Origin of the sequence: Acidaminococcus sp. AM33-14BH (assembly GCF_003603525.1) — a bacterium.
GTDB classification, from domain to species: Bacteria; Bacillota; Negativicutes; order Acidaminococcales; family Acidaminococcaceae; genus Acidaminococcus; species Acidaminococcus intestini.
This window is the reverse complement of sequence record NZ_QTNG01000006.1, coordinates 52,623-77,500: the sequence shown is the minus strand read 5'-3', so window position 1 is coordinate 77,500 and position 24,878 is coordinate 52,623. Positions and strand designations below refer to the sequence as shown.

General features: G+C 51.0%; 22 protein-coding genes. 15 read left to right on the top strand and 7 right to left on the bottom strand.

Features of this window, described 5'->3' with window-relative positions; translation table 11 throughout:
- The first annotated feature begins 138 nt into the window (after positions 1-138).
- From DW817_RS05850 to DW817_RS05840, 3 genes are all read left to right on the top strand, one after another.
- A complete protein-coding gene (locus tag DW817_RS05850) occupies positions 139-1,500 on the top strand; it encodes a sodium-dependent transporter (RefSeq protein ID WP_207802104.1) in 1,362 nt (453 codons plus the stop codon).
- 44 nt (positions 1,501-1,544) lie between these two features.
- Entirely contained in the window at positions 1,545-1,928 is a 384-nt protein-coding gene (locus DW817_RS05845; RefSeq protein ID WP_120111476.1) for a RidA family protein, read from the top strand.
- A 149-nt stretch (positions 1,929-2,077) separates the two neighbouring features.
- Positions 2,078-3,424, top strand: coding sequence for an MATE family efflux transporter (locus DW817_RS05840; RefSeq protein ID WP_016459895.1), 1,347 nt, complete (start codon positions 2,078-2,080; stop codon positions 3,422-3,424).
- Positions 3,425-4,104: 680 nt separating this feature from the next.
- Here DW817_RS05840 and citF read toward each other — a convergent pair.
- The 3 genes from citF to DW817_RS05820 all read right to left on the bottom strand — a co-directional run bounded on the left by citF (position 4,105) and on the right by DW817_RS05820 (position 8,743).
- Positions 4,105-5,664, bottom strand: a complete 1,560-nt coding sequence (citF, locus tag DW817_RS05830; protein ID WP_021737392.1) for a citrate lyase subunit alpha — start codon at positions 5,662-5,664, stop codon at positions 4,105-4,107.
- A 201-nt stretch (positions 5,665-5,865) separates the two neighbouring features.
- On the bottom strand, positions 5,866-7,170 hold the full coding sequence (locus tag DW817_RS05825) for a 2-hydroxycarboxylate transporter family protein (protein ID WP_016459898.1): 1,305 nt from the start codon (positions 7,168-7,170) through the stop codon (positions 5,866-5,868).
- Between the two features lie 517 nt (positions 7,171-7,687).
- Positions 7,688-8,743, bottom strand: coding sequence for an AbrB family transcriptional regulator (locus tag DW817_RS05820; RefSeq protein ID WP_120111469.1), 1,056 nt, complete (start codon positions 8,741-8,743; stop codon positions 7,688-7,690).
- A 267-nt stretch (positions 8,744-9,010) separates the two neighbouring features.
- On the opposite strand from DW817_RS05820, the gene DW817_RS05815 reads away from it, so the two are divergent.
- Positions 9,011-9,655, top strand: coding sequence for a cupin domain-containing protein (locus DW817_RS05815; protein ID WP_120111466.1), 645 nt, complete (start codon positions 9,011-9,013; stop codon positions 9,653-9,655).
- A 203-nt stretch (positions 9,656-9,858) separates the two neighbouring features.
- On the opposite strand, the gene DW817_RS05810 is transcribed toward DW817_RS05815, so the two are convergent.
- Positions 9,859-10,767, bottom strand: a complete 909-nt coding sequence (locus DW817_RS05810; RefSeq protein WP_016459901.1) for a M48 family metalloprotease — start codon at positions 10,765-10,767, stop codon at positions 9,859-9,861.
- Between the two features lie 521 nt (positions 10,768-11,288).
- Between DW817_RS05810 and DW817_RS05805 the strand changes: the two genes are divergently transcribed.
- The 11 genes from DW817_RS05805 (at position 11,289) to DW817_RS05750 (ending at position 21,021) form a co-directional block, all read left to right on the top strand.
- A complete protein-coding gene (locus tag DW817_RS05805; RefSeq protein ID WP_021737447.1) occupies positions 11,289-12,314 on the top strand; it encodes a TRAP transporter substrate-binding protein in 1,026 nt (341 codons plus the stop codon).
- A 20-nt stretch (positions 12,315-12,334) separates the two neighbouring features.
- Entirely contained in the window at positions 12,335-12,856 is a 522-nt protein-coding gene (locus DW817_RS05800) for a TRAP transporter small permease (RefSeq protein ID WP_120111462.1), read from the top strand.
- Positions 12,853-14,130 carry a TRAP transporter large permease gene (locus tag DW817_RS05795; RefSeq protein ID WP_120111459.1) on the top strand — a complete coding sequence of 426 codons (1,278 nt, stop codon included), beginning with the start codon at positions 12,853-12,855 and terminating at the stop codon, positions 14,128-14,130. Before DW817_RS05800 ends, DW817_RS05795 begins: the two co-directional genes overlap by 4 nt.
- 71 nt (positions 14,131-14,201) lie before the next feature.
- On the top strand, positions 14,202-14,843 hold the full coding sequence (locus DW817_RS05790) for a lactate utilization protein (RefSeq protein WP_016459903.1): 642 nt from the start codon (positions 14,202-14,204) through the stop codon (positions 14,841-14,843).
- A gap of 417 nt (positions 14,844-15,260) precedes the next feature.
- Positions 15,261-15,497: a hypothetical protein gene (locus tag DW817_RS05785; RefSeq protein ID WP_026385500.1), complete on the top strand. Its 237-nt coding sequence runs from the start codon at positions 15,261-15,263 to the stop codon at positions 15,495-15,497.
- 417 nt (positions 15,498-15,914) lie between these two features.
- Entirely contained in the window at positions 15,915-17,114 is a 1,200-nt protein-coding gene (locus tag DW817_RS05775; protein ID WP_243634078.1) for a CapA family protein, read from the top strand.
- Between the two features lie 23 nt (positions 17,115-17,137).
- Positions 17,138-18,502: an MATE family efflux transporter gene (locus DW817_RS05770; RefSeq protein ID WP_120111452.1), complete on the top strand. Its 1,365-nt coding sequence runs from the start codon at positions 17,138-17,140 to the stop codon at positions 18,500-18,502.
- Positions 18,499-18,951, top strand: coding sequence for a DUF523 domain-containing protein (locus tag DW817_RS05765; protein ID WP_009016312.1), 453 nt, complete (start codon positions 18,499-18,501; stop codon positions 18,949-18,951). Before DW817_RS05770 ends, DW817_RS05765 begins: the two co-directional genes overlap by 4 nt.
- 11 nt (positions 18,952-18,962) lie before the next feature.
- Entirely contained in the window at positions 18,963-19,508 is a 546-nt protein-coding gene (locus tag DW817_RS05760; RefSeq protein WP_009016311.1) for a zinc-ribbon domain-containing protein, read from the top strand.
- Positions 19,505-20,170, top strand: a complete 666-nt coding sequence (locus tag DW817_RS05755; RefSeq protein ID WP_009016310.1) for an N-acetylmuramoyl-L-alanine amidase — start codon at positions 19,505-19,507, stop codon at positions 20,168-20,170. The genes DW817_RS05760 and DW817_RS05755 overlap by 4 nt, the downstream gene beginning before the upstream one ends.
- Entirely contained in the window at positions 20,167-21,021 is an 855-nt protein-coding gene (locus DW817_RS05750; RefSeq protein WP_009016309.1) for a serine hydrolase, read from the top strand. The genes DW817_RS05755 and DW817_RS05750 overlap by 4 nt, the downstream gene beginning before the upstream one ends.
- A 791-nt stretch (positions 21,022-21,812) precedes the next feature.
- Here the strand turns inward: DW817_RS05750 and DW817_RS05745 are convergent.
- The 3 genes from DW817_RS05745 to pcp form a co-directional block, all read right to left on the bottom strand.
- Complete coding sequence (locus tag DW817_RS05745; protein WP_120111444.1) at positions 21,813-22,790, bottom strand: MBL fold metallo-hydrolase; 978 nt, start codon at positions 22,788-22,790, stop codon at positions 21,813-21,815.
- Positions 22,791-22,804: 14 nt separating this feature from the next.
- Positions 22,805-23,341 carry a DUF805 domain-containing protein gene (locus tag DW817_RS05740; RefSeq protein WP_014129104.1) on the bottom strand — a complete coding sequence of 179 codons (537 nt, stop codon included), beginning with the start codon at positions 23,339-23,341 and terminating at the stop codon, positions 22,805-22,807.
- A 791-nt stretch (positions 23,342-24,132) separates the two neighbouring features.
- A complete protein-coding gene (gene pcp / locus DW817_RS05730; protein ID WP_120111440.1) occupies positions 24,133-24,780 on the bottom strand; it encodes a pyroglutamyl-peptidase I in 648 nt (215 codons plus the stop codon).
- Positions 24,781-24,878: the final 98 nt, after the last annotated feature.

Below are 24,878 nucleotides of genomic sequence, written 5' to 3'. Positions count from 1 at the left end.
GGTTTAGCGTCTCTTTACTCTTTGCAAAAAAGAAAGAGCAGGTTCTTTGGTGCATCGGAGAACCTGCTCTTTTTAAATCCTGGGTAGTTACTTGTAATGTGAAAATTCTTGGAAAGTGTTTTCAGTGAGGGAACAATCATGGATAAAAACATGGGAAAAGATGTTGCTTTACAGAACGAAAGAGATGGATTTGAATCTAAATGGGGATTCATTCTTGCCTGTATCGGATCAGCCGTTGGAATGGGAAATATATGGAGATTTCCTGTTATGGTTTCTAAATATGGTGGAATGACATTTTTATTTCCTTTCTTGATTTTTGTCGTACTAATTGGAGCGACAGGTGTCATTGAGGAGATGTCATTCGGCCGGATTGCTAAAGCGGGTCCAATAGGAGCCTTTGGAGTGGCCACGGAACGCAGAAATGGTAGGAAAAAATTGGGTGAGTGGGTTGGTCTCATCCCCGTGGCAGGATCTATGGCGCTTGCTATTGGCTATACTTGTGTTGTGGGCTGGGTTTTCAAATATACGTATATGGCTTTTAACGGTCAAATTACTGCAATGGAACAGGATATGAAAGTTATTGTATCTACTTTTGAAAGTACAGCTACCGTCATGGGAAATAATTTTTGGCTTATTGTAGCCTGTGTAGTCTCTTTTAGTATTATGGCTATGGGGATTGCAAGCGGTATTGAGAAAGCAAATAAGATTATGATGCCCGCCCTTTTTGGAATTTTCGTATTTTTACTTTGTTATGTGTTTTTTCTAGATGGAGCCGCGGAAGGATATCAATATATTTTTGGCTTTTCTGCTGAAGGTATCAAGAATCCAGAAGTATGGGTTTACGCTTTTGGGCAGGCTTTCTTTAGTTTGTCAGTAGCGGGCAGTGGAACAGTCATCTATGGTTCTTATTTGAGCGATAAGGAAGACGTTGTCGGGGCAGCTAAACATGTCGGCTTTTTTAATATCTTATCAGCAATGCTGGCAGCTTGTGTAATTATTCCATCAATTTCTGTAAGTGGTGGAGTTCTTTCAGAAGGCGGCCCTGGCCTTATGTTTATTCATTTAATTCATGTTTTTAACGGGATGCCTGCAGGACGATTAGTCGTTATTCTTTTCTTTATCTGCGTTTTATTTGCAGGCGTCAGCTCACTTGTTAATCTGTATGAAGCTCCTGTCGCAACATTGCAGGAACAGTTTGGTTTTTCTAGGAATCGTGCGGTAATTGTAATCGCTGTGATTGGTTGTGGCTCAGCGTTAGCGATCCAAGGAATTGTTTCTGAATGGATGGATGTTGTTTCAATCTATATTTGTCCTTTGGGGGCCTTGCTGGCAGGCATCATGTTTTATTGGGTTGGGGGAAAAGAGTTTGTTCTTGAAGCTGTTAATGCAGGTCGAGAAAAAGCTATTGGAACGTGGTTTTATCCTCTAGGAAAATATGCATACTGTATGAGTGCTTTCGTTGCTTTGGTTGTTGGCGGAGTAATGGGCGGTATAGGATAAAGAAAACTCATGATTAATTTAAAGATAAAGGAGTCTAATGTATTATGAAAAAGCAAATTATCTCTACGAAAAATGCCCCTTCTGCTGTAGGGCCTTACGTCCAAGGCATCAAGGCCGGCAATACGGTTTATGTATCGGGCCAGCTTGGCATTGATGTAGCGCTTGGAAAACTGCCGGATACGCTGGAAGCCCAAGCCCACGCGTCCATGAAGAATCTTGGCGCAATCCTAAAGGAAGCGGGTGCTTCCTACGGAGATATTGTAAAAACGACGATCTTTCTTCAGGATATGAATGATTTTGGTAAGGTCAATGAAATCTATAAATCCTACTTTGCGGATGGATTTCCAGCCCGCTCCTGCGTGGAAATCGGGAAGCTGCCGCTGGGTGGTCTCGTCGAAGTGGAATGTGTTGCCGTCATCGATGACTGAATAAGAAGAACCGTCCTCTCCAGTTGGAAGAGGACGGTTTTTCGATTCTTCCTTAAGCCAAGTATCATTAAAATCGTAGTTGCACCGATTTCCCTTAGGTATATAATAGATAGGCACACTAGGAATTTTTGAGAATGTGGGTGGTTTAGATGAGCCGAGCGCAAATCAATATGCTGGAAGGATCCCTTGTGGGACCTATTTTTCAATTTGCAATCCCTGTTGCAATGATTGGTATCCTGCAGCAGATGTTCAATACTGCAGATATTATGGTCTTGGGCCGTTTTGTTGGGACGGAGGCCCTTGCCGCGGTGGGCAACAATGCACCTGTCATTGGGGTTCTCGTTAATCTTTTCCTGGGGATTTCCCTCGGCGCCAATGTGCTGATTGCCCGGAAACTTGGCGGAGGACGGCTGAAGGAAGCTTCTGAAGCGATTCATACAACGGTCCTTATGGCCGGACTCACGGGGCTTTTTATCCTTGTCGTGGGCGAAATCTTTGCGGGACCCCTCATGGGCTGGATGGGGGTTCCTCTTGAGGTGCGGGAGGCTTCGGAATTATATCTGCGCGTTTATCTATTGGGAATGCCAGGGATGACGCTCTATGACTTTTTATCGGCCATTTACCGCAGTCATGGCAATGTCAGGACGCCGCTTCTTTCCCTTGTAACGGCAAGTATCGTCAATATTGCAGGCAATTTGCTGGCTGTCTTTTTAGGGTTTGGCCTTGCCGGCGTTGTAACCGTGACCGCTATCGCAAACTATATCAGTTCGGGTCTTCTCCTGCGTCTTTTGCGTTATGAACATGGGGTGCTCCATTTTTATCCCGGTGCCATCCGCGTCCGCATGGAGGACATCAAGGAAATCCTCCGCGTTGGTGTGCCGGCAGGTATCCAGGGGATGGTCTTTAATTTTTCGAACCTTGTTATCCAGTCGGCCATCAACAGCGAAGGGTCTCTTGCCATGGCTGCTTCGGCAGCGGCCTATGTCCTTGAAATCAATACCTATCCTTTTATCAATGCTTTTGGGCAGGCGGTGACGACTTTTACCAGTCAGAACTTTGGTGCGGGCAATATCAAGCGTTGTTTGAACGTAGTGAAAAAAGGCCTGACGCTGAACTTTGGCTTTACCTGCTTTTTGACGGTGCTTGTCTTTTTGGCTGCGCGGCCCTTTTTGGAGGTCTTTGGCCTAGAACCTGATGCCATGGAACTTGGCATGATGCGTGTCCATATCATCATCGGCTTTTATTTTCTCTCGTCTATCTATGAAAGCCTTGCCGCGTCCATGCGTGGCTTCGGAAACTCCCTTGCACCGGCTCTTGGCATGCTGGTCAGCATCGTCGGCACACGGATGCTGTGGCTTGCAACGGTCTATGAGGCGGATCCGACTTTTCGGAATATCATGTGGTGCTATCCGCTTAGCTGGTTTGCCGCCGATGTACTGATTGGGGGACTCTTTGTGAGGGAGATGGGGAAGCAGAAGCGGTTAGCAAAAATTTGATGCAGAACGTGAGCCCCTTGCTTTCAGGAAAGATTACCCGAAGCAAGGGGCTCATGGCGTATCAGAGGAGGACCCGTCTCACGGTGGGGGATCGTGTAAAAGGCTGTCAAGCTGTCTTATTCGGGCAAGGCCCGAATGGCTTTCTCGCGGCTAAGGACGCGGCTATCAATCTAAAAGACTTGGAGGGTAAAGACCGTGAGACCGGCGCCAAGTTTGTTGTCAAAGACACGTTTCCTGTCGTTCAAAAGCAATTTCTATGGTAAGGATTCACATAGTTCCAACCAGATCCAGCCCTGCCATGCGGTCTTTTCCCTTAGAACTCGATATAGCGCATCGATCCGCCTTTGCCAAGGCGGAGGACCGAAACCGGGAATTTTCCATAAGCATTGATTAACAAAATTTCCCGGTTTTGGTGGTGGATGAGAAGCGCAGCGACGTTTCCTTGCAAGCGGTTAGCGAGGCAGATTCGCCCGAGTTTCGAAGGACGCTTTTAAAGCGTTAGCGAAAGTCCGAGAAACAGGTTCCCGGGCGAATCATTTCGGACCCGTTCCCCCATGAGGGGGCAGTTTGGGGCCGGTGGCGTTACATGTGCCAATGAGTACCTTAAAAGACCATAGCGTACGGCGCCATACCGGATCCTTCGGTTGTGGCGCTTTTTTAGTCAGCCCGAGTTTGACTGATTAACTCTTAGCTTCACCGATCTCTCGTACGACATCGATGATCGATCCGTCCCGTGCTTCAATGATTCCTACGATGCGGTCCTTGAAGGTGACGGCATCGGGGACGCCGGCAATGGCATAGGCCCTGTCGCGCAGTTCTTCTATGGTACAGAAGGGAAGGTCGACACCTTTCATGGCGTCGATGAGGTCCTGACGCTTGGGATTGATGGCGATGCCAAAGTCCGTGATGACAACGTCCACTGTCTCGCCCGGCGTGGTAATGGTGGTGCATTCGGTCCTCACGGCAGGAATGCGGCCTTGCAGCAGCGGTACGATGACGATGGTGCATTGGGCCCCTGCCGCTGTATCTGGATGCCCGCCCTGGGCGCCTGTAACCATGCCGCTTGAGTCAACGACAACGTTGCAGTTGAAGTGGGTATCCACTTCTAAGGATGCGAGGATGACAAAGTCGAGATGATTGACGTAGGAAGCTTTGTTGAAGGGGTCTGCGTATTCACTGGTTGAGATCTCAATATGTCGGCCTGGATGATTCTTGATGCTTTCAATGGCCCCTGTATCAAAGACTTGGGCATCAACGATACGGTCAATCAGGCCTTCGTCCATCATGTCGCACATGGTCTTTGTGATGCCGCCGAGGGCAAGGCCCATATGGATGCCGTCCTTTCTCATATGTTCGGCAAGAATACCCGTCGAGGCAAGGGAAGCGCCGCCCGCACCTGTTTGGTATGAGAAGCCTTCTTTGTAGTAGGGGGTGTGGATGAGAAATTCTGTCGTATAGCGGGCCATGAGGAGCTTACGCATATCCGTTGTCGGTTTGGCTGGCCCTGTGGCAATCTTAACCGGGTCGCCAATGGCATCGACCACAACGACAGCATCCACGTCTGTCATGGAGATGGATGCCGGAATATTGGGAAAGGGGACCAGGGTGTCCGTAATGGCGACGACATAGTCTGCATACTGGGCATCGACCATGGAATAGCTCAGGACGCCGCAGTCACTTTTCCCGCCGACGGCACGGCAGTTTCCCATAGGGTCACAGGTGGGGGCGCCGATGAAGGCCATATCAATGTGTGTTTCCCCTGATTCGATGGCCCGGACACGGCCGCCGTGGCTGCGCATGATGGCGAGTTTCTTCAGTTTGCCTGTGGAAATGGCTTCGCCAATCTTGCCGCGTACACCGGAAGACTCAATGCCCGTGATCGTTCCGTCTTCAATATAGGGGACGATGGGATCATGAGCTTTTCCTAGGGAGCTGGCACAGATGGTGATGTCCTTGATGCCCATCTCATGGACAGCTTCCATGACGAGGTTCACGATATAGTCCCCTTCGCGGAAATGATGGTGGAAGCCAAAGGTCATGCCGTCATGAACCCCGCCGGCAATGAGGGCGTCCTTGATGGAGGAAAGGACCTTGCTGCGGGTTGGCACTATATGGGCGCGGGATTGATTGGCCGCGCGCCGATACACTTTTTGGTCGTTATGGAAACTGCCTTTAAAGACTTCTTTGCCGGTTCGTGCAAGGATTTCATCTGGAATTTCACGGCCGACTGCATTTTTCATAGAAAAACCTCCTTCGAGCGATGAATGGTCTTTATCTACAGCCTATTGGTTCAAGGATTGATGTGTCAAGGGGCCTTGACCTCCCCTAAAAAGGGGGACTGCTTTTTTTAATGGATTTTTGTAATCCGCGGTGTTATGGATCTGCTTTCCTTGAGAAAAAAACTTCCCGCCTCAAGGAAGCAGGAAGTTTTTGACAGGTTCTTATTTAATGAGGGCACCAAAGAGGATGGATCCGATGATCAGGACGATACCGCCGCCCAGACGGCTGGACAGCTGGGCATAGGCGATGAGGCCCATACGATGGGAAGCACCCAGTACAGCAAGGTCGCCGGAACCGCCGCGGTTTGCCATGCAAAGACCAGCGGTGATGGCAGAGTCGATGGGATAGAAGCCAACGAGCTGACCGACGATTGCGGAACCGATGATGGCGCCGACAACAATCAGGAAGGCGATGACGACGTTGCTGAGGTTGATGGCATCAATCAGCTGGTTCAGGTCCGTATCGGCACCAACGCCGACCATGATGATGAGAACGAGGCAGGAGCTCATGAAGGACTGCAGACGTTTAGCTGCTGCTTTTGTTGCGTTCGGGACAATTCCCGTCATGGCTGCAATGGTAACGATGATGATCATCCAAGCAAAGGGATGAATGGCAACACCGAAGACTTTCGGCAGGATGGCTTTACCCATGAGACGGCCGGCTGCATAGAAGCCAACCCCCATGAAGAAGGCACCGCCCATTTCCTTGATGGAAGGAATGGCATCGTTCTTTTCCGCTTCGATATCAAGGCCGGTACGGATCAGGGTGTTGCCGTCGCCGGTGAGCTGCGGATGCTTATGACCGATCTGGTTCAGGATAGCCGCCGTCAAGATGGCGAAGATGTTCGCAATGGTCAGGATCGTAATGGCGAAGGTGTAGTAGTTGGCTGCTTTGTCGCCCGTTACGGTCTCATAGATCTGGGAAAGCGGTACAGCACCGGCACCGTTGCCGCCGCCCATGATGGGAAGGACATAGTTCAGAAGGATCATATCCGGGGCAATGCCAAAGACGAGGCCGCCGGCAACCCCGAGCACGGCCGCGCCGATGAGGCCGCCAAAGATGGCAGGCAGATACCCAGCGAAGGATTTCAGCAGGAGTTTCTTTTCCAGACCAAGAATGGAACCACAGATCAGGAAGACAATGAAGAAGCTCAGGAAGTCAGCTTGATCCATGACCATGCCAACGGCTTTGGCATATTTGGCAGGAACCATCTTATTTGTAAACAGATAAGCCGAAACGAGGAAGGTCAGAACGAGACCGCCGCCGATATAGGAATTCCAGAAGGGGATGCGTTCACCGATTTCGTTGCAGATAATACCGAGGGCCAGCATGAAGGCAAAACCACCAGCAAGATCAGTGCTTAGGGAACCGGTCATAACACCTGCGGCCACAATGATGATGAAGCCGAGGCAGAGGGGCCAACTAAGGCCGAAGGGGGTGAAACTTTTCTTTTTTTCGTCGCTCATGATTGGACTCCTTTCGAAACTTGAATGGCTTTTGGGATGTGAAGGGGCAGGGGACAGCTGTCCATTTGTCACGCGCTTTCGTCAGGACCCGTAAAAAATAAAATGGCGGTCCGATGACAGTGGGCCCAAGGGAAAGGCGTGGCGCCGTTTCACATTCGCAAAAAGGGGCGCGGGCGACCCCGCAGCCAAGTGAAGGTGATACTGTTCTCAAATCCTTCACAATTGAATCCTATCATAGATTAGGTGGACTCTCAAATAACAAGTTTTAAATATAAATAATAAGAAAAACCTTATGAAATGGCTGAAATCCTTGTAATCATGCGGTATATGGACGACGACGGTAAAATTCAAATTTTACTGAAATTAAAATAGTTGTTTTAAATTATGGATAATTGATTTGATTTTTGAAAAGAAACGTTACGGTAATCAAGAAAAAAGAGCGGGAAAGGCGTTATTTTGTCTTTCACCGGTTCCCATATGCTTTTGACCATTGGCAGCTTTTCACCAATCCTTCCGCTTACAGGCTTTCTTTGGGGAAAAAGCGTTTAATGGCAAAGGGCACGGCAAAGTTCAGCATGAGAACACGGATCAGCTGGTAGGTGAGGATCATGGCAACATCCTGGCTCATTTCCATGCCGGCTAGACACATTTCAGCAATACCACCGGGAGCTACGGCAAGGAAAGCGCCAATCGGAGAATAGCCGTAAGCTTTTCCGATAATGACGGCTACGACCGCGCTGGTTCCGACCATGAGCAGGGAGCCAACAAGGACATTGGGAACAAGGCGCTTGGTTCGCAGCAGTTTATCCCGGTCAAGCATGGTTCCAATATAGATGCCAATGCTCATTTGGGCAAAAGCCATGACGGCGGGAGGAACAGAAGGAATCGGACCCCAGAGTGTGGCATAAAAAGCGGTAAAGAGGATGGGCCCTAAAAGGTTCCCCGTGGGCAGATGGACCTTGCGGGCAAAAAGCTGCCCCATTACGGCAAGGGGAAAAACGATGAGCCAGCCCGGGTGAAAGAGCTTCATCCCGTCTGTGACAAGGCCTGCCAAAAGGTTCGGCGCGGCGGTCTTGGTCAGGATCCCGCCAAATAGGTTGATGGCAAGGAAAGGAACGCTCACTTCAACGACGAAAAGGCGCAGGCATTGGGAAACGACGACGACGTTTTCGTCGGCATCATGGTATTCTTCCATAAGGAGCGTCATCTGCGTCAAGCCGCCAGGCAGGCAGCCCATGACACTGCTCAGCAGATTGGCAAAGGTGTGGCGGGCCATGTAGATGGCAACACAGACGGAAACAAAAAGCGTGCTGAGAGAGGCCCCCAGGACGCCGGGCAGTTCTGCGCCCATGCGCATGATGGTGCCTGATGTGCAGTGGGCCCCAATGCCGTACCCCGCTATGCCCAGCATGGCGTTGCGAAGGGAGAGGGACCCAGAAAATGTTGGTCTATAAAAGGTTTTACAGCAAAAGGCAGCAAGAATCCCGCCCAGCATGTAGGGGATTGGGATCTCAAGTTGGCGGAGCAGGAACCCGATGAGTGCAGTCGCAATAAAAACAAGATAGTTAAGCATAAGGCATCTCCTTTTCTGCGGCATCCTGCCCCTCAGGCTGCCGAATCATTCCTTTCCCTTATTGTACCGGAAAGTCAGGGGATGGGCAAATGGGGATTGGGAGCGATGCTGAACGTGTTGGGAGCGGTGAGGGACAAAGAACGGGGAATCTTGCCTGATGCCTCGAAGAGGGGACGAAAGGGGAACTTTCTTTATTTTTGTTGTTTTACCAACAGAATCACCTGACCGTTTTCCCTATACTACAAGTAACGAAAGGAGGACCCGACTATGAAAGCCGTTCATACGCCTTTTTCCATTGTAAAAGAAAATGCTTATGTCCCAGGCTGCACGGTTTCGCAGCAGCTTCTTATGGGACCTTCAGCTGCCTTTCACGCGTTTTCCCTTGCGCCCCGTACGGATATCAGTCCAGAGACCTATGCCTATCCTAAGCTCCTGACGGTACTTGATGGGGCCATGACGGTCCAAGCGGGCCGCACCGCGTTTTTCCTTTCCCAAGGGAATAGTCTCATTGTTCCTCTTGGTGTTGCTTTTGGCGTCCACACAGAAGGCGGTGCGATTTATACCGAACTATCGACAAAGGAGGATCTCATCATGAATCTTGAGGCTGGTCAATTATTTGTATTCAAGGACCTTGTCCCGACAGAAGCGAGAAAGATTGTCAATCGTGACGTTGTTTCGTCGCCCCATATGAAACTGGCTCTCATGGGCTTTGGTGAAGGGACGGGCCTTACGGAACACGCGGCTCCCGGAAAGGCCCTTGTCATGGCCCTTGAAGGGAAAGCTGTCATCACCTATGAAGGAACGGACCATCTCATTTCTGCTGGTGAAAGCTTCGTTTTTGATAAAGGCGGCCGTCATGCGGTTACGGCACAGGGCCCTTTCAAGATGGCGCTGTTATTGGTGCTTGATTGAGAAAGCCTTTCGCCTTGCAGTGAGGAGGCGGTGCCGCTGTCATGAGCATGACCGGCATAGGCGGCTCGCTCATGACGGGAAACTCGTCCTGTGTGGGTTTCTTCAAAATGCAAAACACGGCCCAAGGAGTGCATGAATCGCGCTCCTTGGGCCGTGTTTTGCATTTTTTTATGGATTCGGTCTGGCGTGGCCGAGGGGCAGCCTTATTCCGCTTGCTCTGCGTCCCTGCCTTCTACCTGGGTCACAAGTTCCCTTAGTTTTTCGAGCCGCTTTCGTGTCACAGGGTGATCGGACCATAGGCGGCCAAAAAATCCGGAGTCGTCAGCACCGCCGCCCGATATGTCAAAGAGGGCGTTATGGAGCTCGACGCCGTAGCCGATTTCAAAGGCGTACCTGTCGGCGGCATATTCGTCCTGCCTTGCTTTGACAAGCCGGAGCAGGTGGAGCGGGAAATTCATGGTAAAGCTCAAGGCCTGGATCCACAAGTTGCAGAAAAAGACCATGAGGGAAATGAGTAGGCCCAAGATGGGGATGATGAGAAAGATGCGGAGCATAAAGACGATGGCCCGGTAGATGCCACTGACGAAGGTAATGGGAAGATTCATGCCGTAGCTTAAGAGCAGCCACTGCGTATGGTGATAATGGAGGTGACCCAATTCATGGGCGAGGACACCGCTCACCTCGTCCATGGGAAGCTGGTCAAGAAGCCCCTTAAAGACGACGATATGATGGTCGCCAAAAGCATAGGCGTTGAGCTCTGCCGTGTCTTGGATATAGAGCGTAAAGTCACTGCGCCGAAGGCCCGCTTTTTGGAGCACTGGGTCAAGGCAGGCTTCGATGTAGGCAAGATCATCGCCTTTGGCTCTGCGCGCGCCGTTTACATGGAGAAGGATGGACTGGAAAAAGGAAAAACGGCTCAAAAGGGCAGGAATGATGAGGCAGAGGGCAAGAAGCAAGGTCACATCCTGACTGGTGAGGCCACCTGTGTGCAGGGGGCGGAACCATGTGGAGGGCGTAAAAATGACAAGAGCCTGGATAATGAAATATAGATGCACGACGAGCATGACGTAGTCGATGGCAAACTGGATCAGGAAGAGGAGAAAACTGATCATGAAGGAACCCACTCCTATCGTGATGGATTTTTCCCATTATAGCATAGAAAGAGGGACCTTTTATCCTCTCGGAACCATTTTGCTTTTCTTTCGGGAATGTTCGTTTTAAAAAGACAAAATTAAGCTATGTTGTTAGCAAGTTTACAAAATACTATCGGATAGAGAAAATATAAAATATTTTGTTGACACATTTCAATTCTGTGGTATACTTGCGTCAATACAATTTTTACAAGCAAAAGGTAATGATCAGGAATAGCATGAACGATGAAGCTAAGAGAGCTGCCGGGTGATGCGAGGCAGTGCGGATAGGGCATGCTTCTCACCTGTAAACCCCTTATCTGAAGGGCCGCGTCCCCTAGGGTAAGGCGCTATGGATGCGTTATAAGGCCAAGAGTACAATGGTAGGGTGGTACCGCGAACCAACGCCCCTGCTGGAGAAGATCCAGCAGGGGTTATTTTTATGTTGCAACTATGGATACAGTATACAGCGGCCTTGCCAGTGTGGAACAAGGAGGAAAACGATGAAAACGAGGAAGATGATGAAAGTGATGACGGCAGCCTGTCTGGCGGTCCTGATGACAGCCTTTGCGGGGTGCGGCAAAAAGGAAGCAGCCACAAGCGGTCAAGGCGGCAAGATCGAGTACAAGCTTGCCTATCATCTGCCAGCGGACCATCCCCTGGCAAAGGGTGTCGAATCCTTTATCCAGAAGGTGAAGGAAAAGACCCATGGCGAGGTGACGATTACGGCCTATCCGGCAGGGCAGCTCTATAACGACAAGAGCATGAACGATGCCATCATGACAGGCGGTGTCGATATGGGCCTTAATACGGTGGGGCGCTGGGCGACGGTGGTGCCTGCTATGGAAGTCTTTGATGTGCCCTTTGTATTCCCTAGCTACGAAAAAATCGATCAGGCCATCGATGGAGGCATGGGCAGGACCCTTGCTGATGAACTGGCGAAAAAGCATGTCAAGGTCGTCTATTGGGCGGACTACGGTTTTGTCCAGTTTGCCAATAACAAGAAGCCTATCCAAAAGCCTCAAGATTTTGAGGGCCTGAAGATCCGTGGTTACAGCGAAATTGCGTCGGAAACCATCAAGGCCCTCGGCGCATCGCCCGTGACCATGGGTTCTGCAGAAGTCTATATGGCTATGCAGCGCGGCACCATTGATGGACAAAGTTCCGGCACGAGCGCCATGCGGGACCGCAAAATCTACGAAGTGGCCAAGTATCTCACCGTGACGAACCATGCATCGCCGGAATTCATTCTCGCCATGAACGACCGCTCCTTTGCCAAGATGAGTAAGGAGCAGCAGGAGGCCTTTATGGAAGCGGCGAAGGAAGTGCAAGAAGAGACCCGAAAAAATGCGAAGGCCATGGATGAAAAGGGCCTGGCGGATCTCAAGGCCAAAGGCATGGAAATCTACGTAGTCCCTGAAGATGAACTGATTGCTTGGCGCAAGGCGACAAAGTCCGTTTGGGATACGTTCCTGAATCATACGGGTTCGATTGGCAAAACGGTCCTTGATATGGCCGTAAAAGTCTAAGGAAGGGAGGGGCGAAGTCCATGCAATCTATATTTGCTGTCTATAACAGGATCCTTGAAAAAGTGACAAATTTTACGGCCGTCCTTGCGGGCATCCTGCTCTTTGTCCCTGTTTTCTCGATTTTTTATGAAGTCGTATCTCGCGGGCTTTTCAATGAACCGACGGAATGGGCCACGGAGCTATCTACCTACTGCATCCTCATGGCGGGATTTTTAGGCATGGGGGAAGCTATGGCCCGGGGTCGCCATATCCATGTTGATATGATGATTTCCCATTTGCCTCAAAAGACAAATGAAGTCCTGCGCATGGCCGTCTCTATCATCTGCATGATTTTTACAGTCATTTTCTGCTATACATCGGCCCAAATGGTCTATACATCCTATGACCTTGACATGGTGGCGGCAAGTACGCTGCGCATGCCCTTGTGGATTCCCCAGCTGTCCATGCCCATTGGGATCGGGGTCCTGTTCCTGCAGTTTGTCCGCCTCTTTGGCGAATCCGTTCTGGCCTACCGTAACGAGAAAGGAGGAAAGGCCGCATGATTGTCATCTTTACCTTTGCCTTACTGGTGCTTCTTGCCATTGGCGTTCCTGTGGCCTTTTCCTTGGGTGCGTCGGGTCTTTTGGGCATGGTGCTTTTTATGCCCGGTGACGGCGCCCTGGAGCAAATTCCCATCCTGGCCTATAAGGCTCTCGATGATTTTGTCCTCTGCGCCGTGCCGCTTTACATCCTCATGAGCGCCATTTTGCTCAAGGGAAAGGTCGGGGAAGACCTTTTTGACCTGGGCAATAAGTGGCTGCGGCATCTGCCCGGCGGCCTTGGCATTGCGACGATTGTCGCCTGCGGCATCTTTGCCGCGATTACAGGTTCCAGTGTGGCCTGCGCGGTCACAGTCGGAGCCATTGCCATTCCGGAAATGCTGAAACGGGGCTATGACCGGTCCGTTGTACTGGGCGCCGTGGCCGGCGGCGGAACGCTGGGTATCCTCATTCCGCCGTCCATTCCCATGATCCTTTATGGGTCCATTACGGGTGAATCCATTGGCCAGCTTTTTATGAGTGGTGTCCTTCCCGGCGTGCTCATGACGGTCTTTTTCATTTTTATCGTCGTCTACCGCTCCCGTCATTTAAAGCTTGAAAAAAAGGCGCCCCTTTCCGAACGCTTTGCTGCCCTGAAAGGGTCCATTTGGGGACTGCTCCTTCCTGTCATCGTTGTGGGCGGCATCTATACGGGGGCCTTTACGCCGACGGAAGCAGCCGCTGTCGGTACGGTCTATGCCCTTTTCATCACCTTTGTGATTTACCGAACCCTTTCCGTAAAGGACCTGCCGGGCATTCTCATGGAGACGGTGGGAACGTCGGCCATGATCTTTGCCATCATGATCGGTGCGTCCCTCTTTGGCTTTGTTCTCACCATTTTGCAGGTGCCCCAGGCCCTTACGATGATGGTTGCCGAAGTGGAAGTGAGCCGCTGGGTCTTTTTCATTCTGATCAATCTGCTCCTGCTCTTTTTGGGCTGCATCCTTGAAACCGTCTCCATTATCTTTATCACGGTGCCCATCTTATACCCCATCATCAAACAGTTGGGTTTTGATCCCATTTGGTTTAATGTCGTGATGCAGATCAACATGGAAATGGCCCTTATCACGCCGCCCGTAGGCATGAATCTTTTTGTCCTCAAAGGCGTCAGTCCCGAGAGCCGCATGGAAGACATCATCCGCGGCGTCATTCCCTATATCGGTGCCATGGCGGTAGAAATCCTCTTCCTCTGCTTTGTTCCAGAACTTGCTACGTGGCTTCCAAGTGTCGTTAAATAATAGGCGCTGCCTTTTCTTCCGTGATATAATAAGAGGGAAAGAACAAGCACTCACAGAGGGGAGAGATGGTCATGCTGTCATTTGAAAAGGAACGGAACCGCAAAGTAGCGGAAAAAGTGATCAAGGGACTCCAAAGCCGCAATATGGAAGGCTATTTTGTAGAAACAAAGGACGAAGCCCTAGGCCTTGCTTTGGACTTGATTCCCAAAGGTTCAAGCGTCAGCTGGGGCGGGACCTATTCCATTGAGGAAATCGGACTCAAGGAAGCCCTGATCCAGGGGCAGTACACGGTTTATAACCGGGATACGAAAAAGACGCCCGAAGAAAAGCGGGAGATGATGCTGAAAGCCCACAGCTGCGATACCTTTCTATCAAGTACGAATGCCATTACGGAAGATGGCGTCCTTGTGAACCTTGACGGGAATTCGAACCGCGTTTCCTGCATTGCCTACGGTCCGAAGCAGGTCCTTATGATTGTCGGTATGAACAAGGTGACAAAGGATGTGGAACATGCTGTCTATCGGGTCAGGAACGTTGCGGCCCCAATCAATGCCCAGCGCTTCCCAAATGGAAAGACTCCGTGCAAGGTGAATGGAGCCTGTGCCGACTGCAAGTCGCCTGATACCATTTGCTGCAATCTCCTTGTGACGCGCTTTTCCCAGGAAAAAGGCCGGATCAAGGTAATCTTGGTGAATGAGGCGCTTGGGTTTTAGGGCGGAGCATACATCGCTCCGATTCTCCATAAGGGTGTGCCCCCATTGTTTGCTTCCTGATCTTAACGAGGTAATGGAGGATGACGATACGTCATCTGAACCGAATTCGCAAAAAGCACTTGGAAGAAAAGACCGGAACGTCGGGCAAGAACCGCCCTCCTCATCCACCACCCACGCCCGCAAGCAAGCCTTTTTGGTGGATACCCCGTCTTGGTAAGGCGGAACGGCTTTCGCCGTTTCCAAGGCGAAAAAACGAAGGGAAAAACGCAGAGCCAAAAGACCATAACGCAAAAGATTGTAAGGCAAAAGAACACAAGGTAAGCCCAAAACCGAACGTAGAGATAGGTTCGGTTTTGGGCTCTTATCTTATATTCGGTTTTTGTAAGAAGCGGGTCTTTTTGAAACGTAGGAAGCACAATGGCAGTTGCTGGAACGTCCTTCGACCGGTCTTTTCCCTTAGAACTCGATGCGCAGCATCGATCCGCCTTTGCCAAGGCGGGGGACCGAAACGGCCAGCCTTACGTATTTAAAATTAAAGGCTGGCCGTTTTGGTGGTGGATGAGGAATGCCAGTGAGGTATCCCTGCGAGCGGTTAGCGAGGCAGATTCGCCCGGAGTTTCGAAGGACGCTTTTAAAGCGATAGCGGAAGTCTGAGAAACATGTCCCTGGGCGAATTAAGTTTGGACCCGTCCCCCGTTAGGGGGCGGTTTGGGTCCGGCGTCACATGTGCCAATGAGTGCCTTAAAAGACCATAGCGCACGGCGCCAAACCACCCTCCTCATCCACAACCCACGCCCGCAAGCAAGCCTTTTCGGTAGATACCTCGCCTTGGTAAGGCGGAACGGCTTTCGCCGTTTCCAAGGCGAAAAAACGAAGGGAAAAACGCAGAGCCAAAAGATCATAACGCAAAAGATTGTAAGGCAAAAACACGGAGGCAAAAGATTGTAAGAGAGCGGATCATCTTTTCAATATCTTGTTGTGTGGCAGCCGATCCCCTTCTTTTTCTTCGCAATTTCCCCTGAAATAATGTACAATGGTACTGACCATTGTCGTTTAAAGGAGCCAGTCATCATGACCATCCCGCCCTGTTTTTCTTTCTTGAAAAAAAATTCGCGTTTTCCCTGGCCCCTGCGCCAAGGAGCGCTCCTTTTTGCTTTTACGGCCTTTGTCATCCTACCCGGCACGGCAGAACCTAAAAAGGAGCTGCCGCCGCTCCTCAAGGTTCACGAGGCGGAAATCGCCATTGGCTTGTTGCAAAGGGAAGACCTTCCCCTGCACGATTCTTATGCACTGCAGCAGAAACTTCCTGCAAGGATTGCCGTCGTAACACAGGAAAGACCGGTACCGCCAAAGGAAGAGCCGCCGCAAAAGACGGTTACGGTCCTTACCATTTCCGCAGCAGGGGACTGCACCCTTGGAACGGATGAGTCCTTTGGCTATGAGGGGACGTTTCCCGCTTCCTATGACGCGGCCAATGGGGATGCATCGGTCTTTTTGAAGGGCGTAGCGTCAATCTTTGCCCATGATGATCTCACCCTTGTCAATATGGAGGGAGCCCTGACAGAAAGTACGGACCGGCAGGACAAGACCTTTGCTTTTAAAGGAAAGGCCGACTATGTGCGGGTTCTTACGGAAGGCAGCGTCGAAGCAGCGACCCTTGCCAATAATCACAGCTATGACTATGGGAATGAAGGCTATTGGGATACGTTCGGCACCTTAGGAAAGGCTGGCGTCATGCCATTTGGCTACGAAGAAAGCCCCGTCATGCTCATCAAGGGCATTCCCGTTGGCCTGATTGGTATCAACGACCTTACGGGCGGCGCGGAGACACAGCTCATTGCGGAACTGGAAAAAGTGAAGCGAAAGGGCGCCCGTCTCATCATCTGCTATTTCCACTGGGGAACGGAGCTTGAGCCCTATGCCGACGAGAACCAGCGCGATCTTGCCCATCTTGCCATCGACCACGGCGCTCATTTGGTTCTGGGTGCCCATCCCCACATTGTGCAGGGAACGGAGACCTATAAAGGGCGGCGCATCATCTACAGTCTGGGAAATTTCTGCTTCGGCGGCAACAGCAATCCCCGTGACAAAGATGCCCTCATTTACCAGGAACGCTTTGCCTTTGAAGATGGGTACCTTCATGGTTCTGATGGCGGCACGCTCATTGCCTGCCGCATTTCCTCGACACCTTATTATAATGACTATCGGCCTGTTCTTTATGAGGGGGCCGAAAAGGAACGGGTCCTTCAAAAGATTGCGGACCGGTCCTAACGAAAAAGAAATGAAGTGATTGTATGGCACAAAGCCGCACTAAGGATATGACCCAAGGGCCCATCCTGCCTCTTATTGTAAAATTCAGTCTGCCTCTTCTCATGGGGAACCTCTTCCAACAGACCTATAATCTTGTCGATACGGCCATTGTGGGACAAACCTTGGGGGCTAAGGCCCTTGCCGCCGTAGGCTCGTCGACAAGCATCCAGTTCCTCGTCATGGGTTTTTGCATCGGCATGAGTCTGGGCTTTTCCATCCCTGTGGGACAGCGCTTTGGCGCCAAGGATTACAGCGGCATGCACCGCTATGAATATGCAGGAGGAATCCTTGCCGCCTTATTTGCCGCCCTTGTGACCCTCTTGACGACGGTTTTCTGCAATCACATCCTCCATCTCCTGCAGGTGCCGGAAGAAATCTTTCATGATGCATGGGTCTATCTCATCATCATCTTCTGTGAGATTCCCTTTACGGTCATGTATAATTACCTTGCTGGACTCATGCGGGCCATTGGCGACTCCAAGACGCCTTTTATCTATCTTGCCGTGGCGTCGATCCTTAATATTGGGCTGGACTTTCTTTTTATCGTCAATGTTGGGATGGGGGTTGCCGGAGCGGCTTTGGCCACGGTCCTTTCTCAGGCCCTTTCGGCGCTCCTTTGCCTTTATGCGGTGGCGCGCCGTTACGATGTCCTTCATATCGAAGAAGAGGCCCGTCACTACGATTTCCTTGAAGGAAGAGACCTCATGGGCATCGGTATTCCCATGGGGCTGCAGTACTCCATTACGGCCATTGGCTCCATGGTCATGCAGAGCGCCAATAATTCCCTGGGAACGCAGTTTGTATCGGCCTTTACGGCAGGAACAAAGATCAAGCTCTTTCTTCTCGCACCTTTTGATGCCTTTGCCACGGCTGTTTCCACTTTTGTGGCCCAAAACTTCGGTGCCCGCCAGACGGACCGCATCCGCAAGGGCATTTACAAGGGCACCATCGTCAGCGTCCTTTACGGTGCGATTTTTGGCCTTTTTGCCATGATTTTGTGGGGCCGGGACCTGTGCCTGCTCTTTCTTGACGCGGCAAATACCGTCGAACTGGACCTTGCCGCCCTTTACCTGCGCCGCATGGGGTACTGTCTGTGGGTGCTGGGGATCTTGAATGTGTGCCGCATGAGCATCCAAGGCCTGGGCAATGCCCGCAAGGCCATGATGAGCGGGGTCCTTGAGATGATTGCCCGCACCGTCGTGTCCGTCCTTTTTGTTGGCTCCTTTGGCTATGATGCCATTACTTGGGCTGACCAGGCGGCGTGGTTTGCAGCGACTTTCTTTGTTGTGCCTATGGTCATCTATTCCATCCGCAATGTAGAGCAGCATTTTAAGGGGGCCCTGTCATGAGTGAAAAAACCATCCTTGTGAGTGCCTGTCTTTTGGGAACGCCCTGTCGCTATGACGGGAAAAGTAAGCCCCACCGGTTGGTCCAGGCCTTTTTGAAAGCCTCTCATGCCCGCGTCATTCCCATCTGTCCAGAAGTGATGGGCGGACTGTTGACGCCGCGCCCGCCGGCAGAAATCCAGCCTGATGGCCGCGTCAGGACCCAAAGCGGTCTTGATGTGACGGACGCTTATGATCAAGGGGCTGAAAAAGTCCTGCACCTTGCGCAAAAAGAGGGCGCCGATCTTGTTATCCTCCAGGCAAAAAGTCCCAGCTGCGGCGTTTCATCCCGCTACGATGGCTCCTTTACGAAAACCCTTGTAAAGGAGCCTGGCATTACGGCGCGCCTCTTAAAGGCCCATGGCCTCCAGCTTTTGGAGCCGCAGGATCTTGAAGGAAAGAATCTTTTTTGAAAGGAGAAAATATGATGACCAACTATTGTGCTCACTGTGGCCGCATTCTTCCCGAAAACGCCGCGTTCTGCCCAGCGTGCGGAACACCTGTGATAGAGGCCGCCTCCAATCATCAGGAACCAAAGGAGCCAGAAACGTTTTTTGAGCGTTTCAAAGCCGACTATTGGGGAACAAAAGGACGGCTCTGCCGCAAGGCCTATCTCCTGCGCAGCCTTTCTGTTTTTGCTTTATCATTTCTTTTCGTAGCCCTTTATATGGCCGGGCAGTTTTATTTTGCCAAGACGCTGCAGGAAGCGAGCGGGCCTCTTTTTATTGTCCTTTTCATGATGGTAAACAGCCTCGTGATGATGGCTCTTTTCATCATGCCCCAGATGATCCTTCTCATGCTTGCCATTCGCCGTGCCCATGATTTAGGAAAATCAGGGGAGATCGTGGCGTTTATATGGGTTCCCTTTTATGGCCTTTATGTTGCCTTTATGCTTTGCGCCGAAAAGGGAACGGAAGGGGAGAACCGCTATGGACCGGATCCCCTTGCCGAAGAGGGCGTGCATTCGTGAAAAAACGGCTCTTGATCCTTTTTAGCTGCGCCCTGTTGCTGCCGAGCGCCTGCGGTTTTTCCGCACCGGGAAAAAAGGCGGAACGGCCGGCCATCATCCAAAAGTACGTGGCTCAATCACCCAAACGCAACACACTCATGAAAGCTTACAGCAAGCTTCACTATGGCCGGGAAATGACGGACATCAAACCCCGCGCCGTTGTCGTCCACTGGACGGCCAATGATTCCCAAGAGGGAACATACCAATTTTTTTACGCCGAGGAAAATCCAAGGCTTTCCTATGGCACGCTCAATGTGGGGGCCCAGTTTCTTGTGGGCCGGGATGGGGCCATTTGGCAGCTCATGCCGGAAACGGCCCTTGCCCGCCATGCCATTGGGCTCAATTGGTGCGCCATCGGCATTGAAAACGTGGGCGGCGCCAGGGGTAAAGAAGACCTTACGGAGGCCCAACTTAGGGCCAATATTGCTCTCATTTCCTATTTGAAGGATAAGTACCCGACCCTTACGACGGTCCTTGGTCATTATGAGCAGGATAAGGCGAAACAGACGGACCTTTGGCGCGAAGACGTGCCGAACTATTACCATGGAAAGATTGATCCCGGGCCTACCTTTATGAAGGGCTTGCGGGAGGCGCTTACAAAGAAAGGACTGAAATTTTTATGATGGATATGATGAAAAAAGGCGCGGCCCTTATGGGGGCGGCGCTCCTTACAGTCACCCTGTGGAGCACGCCTGTTATGGCGGCGGTAAATGTGCCGGCAAACCTTGCAGCTGTGTCAAAGACCGTCAAAGGTGCCGCACCCTACGGCGTCTATTTCTCCGACCTTAAAACGGGAAAGGGATATTACCGCAACAGCGTACAGACACCGGCAGCCAGTATGATCAAGGTCTTCATCCTTGCTGCCGCCTATGAGGATATTAGGGACGGGAAACTGAGCCTTACAGAGACGTTTACCCTAACGGATAAAAACGTTGTTGCTGGATCCGGCGTCCTTCAAGGAATGCCCAAGGGTACGACGGTCACGGTAAAAAAAGCCCTGGATGAAATGATCATCCACAGTGACAATACGGCGACAAACCTCATGATTGACCGCTTGGGCATGGACCGCGTCAACCGCTACCTTAAGGAGCACGGCTATAAGGATACGACGCTCCGCCGCAAGATGATGGATTTTGATGCCGCGAAAAAAGGCGCCGAAAACATGACCACCGTAAGGGACGTGGGGCTTCTTTTTAAGCGTCTTTATCAGGGAAAATGCGTAAGTAAGGACCTTGATGCCCAAATGCTTGCCATCTATAAGGCCCAGGTCGATACGGATATGCTTCCCGATAAGCTCCCCAAAGGCACGGTCGTAGCCCACAAGACGGGCGAGGTGCGCGACCTGCGCCACGATGGGGGCATCGTCTATACGGCAAAAGGCGACTATGTCCTCGTTGTATTTACGCGGGATTATACGCCGTATGCGTCGGTGGCGGATTTGTCGCGCCGGGTTTATGATGGGTATGTGAAGTGAGTTTTTTGCTCAGCCCAAAAATCGGGCGGATTTAATGAAGTACGTGAGACCATTGCTTGAAAAAGATTTTGTGGAAACAATGGCCTCATGGCCTATCGTACGATGGACCGTCCCACGTTTGGGGATCGCCTACGCCTGGGCGTCCTTTTTATTTTTACTCGGCGCAGAAATCGCGCCGATTCAATGCAGTTACTTGCCATCCTTGCTTGAGAAATGATTCTTTTGAGAGCAAGGAAGGCATGGCGATTCGCAAGAGATTACGTACCACAATTTCATGTTAAAGTCGCCCGAAAAAATGGAGCCCTTGGGCGAGCCACTTCTTGGAATTTTTTCGGTTTTTTAGAGGAAACATGATTCGCCTGAAGCTCATATCGGCCCATCTGCGTTGTCAAAAAGACGCAGACTTCCTAGCAGCACAAAAATGCGTGTGCGGCTTCGTCAGCCTGCAGCTTTTTTCCTAGCATCTGAACCAATCTGAGCCCCATTTGAATCATGTAAATAGAAGAAAGACCAGAACGCCGGCACCAAACTGCTCCTCCTCATCCACCATCCACGCTCGCAAGCAAGCCTTTTCGGTGGATACCCCCGCTTTGGTAAGGCGGAACGGCATTCGCCGTTTCCAAGGCGAAAACACGAGGGGAAAAACACAGAGGCAAAAGATTGAAACGCAAAAGATTGTAAGGCAAAAATCGTAAGAAAAGCCCAAAACCAAATTCAGACGCAGGTTTGGTTTTGGGCTCTTGGTTTTTATTTAGCTTTTGTAAGAGGATAATCCTTGGGTTGGCTGATCGTTACACGGCTCGATATCGATTCTTCCCCTTCACCGTTTCACGAACCACCTTCCCCCGCAGGCGAAGGTAGTCCAGGTGGGCGACAGTTTCGCCGACGGCAAAGAATTTTTGGGCGAGGGGAAATTCTTCCCAGTTGCGGGATCGGATCTTCCACTGCATGCGGCCTGCAATTTCATAAGGCGTCAGCCCCGGCTTTTCGGTTACGATACGGAGCGCTTCGGCAATGCGGCGCTCATGGTGTTCCCGAAGGGCTTTTACGCGTTCTTTTATGGTGCCCATGACGCGGCGATGGCTTGGAAAGGGATGGGGCGCTTCAAGGTTCTCCACTTTTCCCAAACTCTCGAGATAGGCACCTAAGGAGTCCGCCACATTTTCCCAGTCGCAAATATTAGGGGAAATGGTAAAGAGGATGTGGTCTCCGGAAAAAAGCCAGCCTTCCGTCGGCGCGTAAAGGCAGAAATGTCCTGGTGTATGGCCTGGCGTCCAAATCGCCTCAAGGTCCACACCGCCATAATGCAGTTTGTCGCCGTCTTCAAGATATGTGTAGCCGTCAAAGGGTTCCGGTCCTTTCGTTTGGGCAGGATTGACGCGGCGCAGTCCATCTGTTTCTTCTTTCGTAAAGCCATTTTGGACGCATTTTTCGTAGCGCTTGTCCCAGAAGGCCGGATCCTTGAGATTGCGCATGATAGTGCCGTCAATGCGACTGATGTAAATCTTGCAGCCCTCACGGTGCAGGAACGTCGACTGACCCGTATGGTCATTGTGGACGTGGGTCAAAAAGATATCCGTCCGCGTAAGGTACACGCCGATAGCGTCCAGTTCTTCCACCATGGCCTTTCGACATGTTTCTTCATTGAACCCCGTATCGATGAGAAGGTTGCGCTCTCCTGTAATGAGGTAGCTATTGAGAGCCTTAAGGGGGTTCCCCACGAGAGGGATTTCCAGGCGCCACAGGTTGTTAGCAAGTTGTTCTGCCATGAGAGGGTCCTCCCTTAGTTCATGAGGGGATCCGGGCCAAAGCGGTTGTCGCCAGCCGTTCCCTTTTTGCAAAAGAGCAGGAAAAGAAAGTACAGATTGATGAATGGAATCATGAGCAGGAAAAGGCTCCCCCACGACCGGTCAAGGTCATGGAAGCGCCGCAGGGCAAGGCCCAGCTGAAGGACTGACAAAAAGGCGTCGATGATCCGGGCTGCAAGTTCGCCCATGGTAAAGGAAAAACCTGCATCCATGACGGCCATGTGAAGCAGCTCTTCACTGCTTGGATTGTCTGGCTGGAATAGCCTAAAGAAAAAGGCCAAAAGGACCTGAAGGCCTGCCAGGATGAGGGTACGTTGAAAATAGCGTTTTCTGTTGAGGCGTCCCCGAAAACCTAGGAACTTATCCTGAAGCGCGGCATCATGCCACGGTTCGTATTGGGGGCCTGCCGCAAAAGGCGTCTTTGCTTCCTCGGTCGATGCACCGCAGGCGTCACAAAATTTAGCACCGTCGGGCAGGAGATGCCCGCAGTGTTTGCAGAATTGAGTCATCATTGCTCCTTTGGGCCTTATTGGCCTCACCCCCGTGTGCCTTTCAGCATCTTTTGGGGAATATCCTAGAAAAAGAATCATTTTGTAAATCATACCCGAAACGGGGACTTTATGCAAGCAAAGAAGGCGTCAAGGAAAACTCCTTGAACGCCCTCGTACAAAAGCTTACAAATTCGATTCCGTGAGGAAAAGCAAGGTCGCTGTCATTGGTAAAAGCGGGCTTTGTGCCATGAGCCTCGCCGATGCCGAAAGGCGACCAATGAAGCGATCCTCATCGTGACGTGTCACGGCATGTTGTACAACTGGTCCATGTTGCTGCGGAAAGGGCACTCCGTCAAGAGATAAGGCCTCACACGCAGCGGGACTTCCCAAAAGCAGGGCCCCTGCTGAAAATACTGTCAGTACCACCTGTTTCGTCTTATTTCCCATCATCATCAACTCCCGACCTATCCTTGCTACCGATGTGGTTCATCGTCTGCTTTTCTATGGGGACTTGACCCCGTGCTACAAGATTAATGTAACATTTTAAGATGATAAAAACAAGTCGAATAGCCTTTTTGTAATAATTTTTAATCAATGGGATAAAATCAAGAAATTTTAGTGATAGGCGGGAGGCTGTCAAGCAATCTATTGGGGAAGGCCCGAATGGCTGTTTCGAGCAAAAAATCAGAGCGGAAAAGACCGTAACGCTGGATCCAAACTGCCCTATGGGAGGGGCAAATGGTCACTGCTATTTGTAAGGAAACGGTGCTGCCTATTATTTAGTCAGTGCAATTTGTGCACCGAATAAATAATCAACACTCCACTCCATCTGTCATTCTCTCATCGACTCCTATTTCTACGCTTGCCTTAATGGCAAGGGTTAACCCTTCCACAATCATCTCTAGACTCATACTGGGTTCGTTTTTTAGGCGGGCGGCCTGCTTCGGAAGGTACGGCACATGGATAAAGCCGCCGCGGCGCCCTTTGCCTTCTTTTTTCATGAAATCCATGAGCCCATAAAAGACATGGTTACAGACAAAGGTTCCAGCCGAGTTTGATACCTGAGCAGGGATTCCCGCTGCCATAAGCCGCATTACGATGCGCTTGATGGGAAGAGTTGAAAAATAAGCTGCCGGGCCGTCCGGCACAATCATTTCGTCAATGGGCTGGTTGCCTTTATTGTCCGGAATGCGGAAGTCGTCGCAATTGATGGCAACTCGTTCAGGGGTAATGGCCATACGTCCCCCCGCCTGTCCAACGGCGATCATGAGCTGGGGATCAAACCGCCCGATGCCGCGCTTGATGGCCGAAAGCGCCTCATAACGGACTGTAGGGATCATAAGGGCATGCACGGGATGCTGTCCGTCAATCACTTTTCCATCAAGGCGTTTTACGGCTTCCCAAGCTGGGTTGATGGGTTCGCCGTCAAAAGGATCGAAGCCGGTCACTAAAATCTCCATAGTTTCTCCTTCCAATGCTAAGATGCGTAAAAAAACTTATTTTATGGCTGATAACGTCTACTGTGCCAATCATATCTATAACGTGAACAAAATTTGCA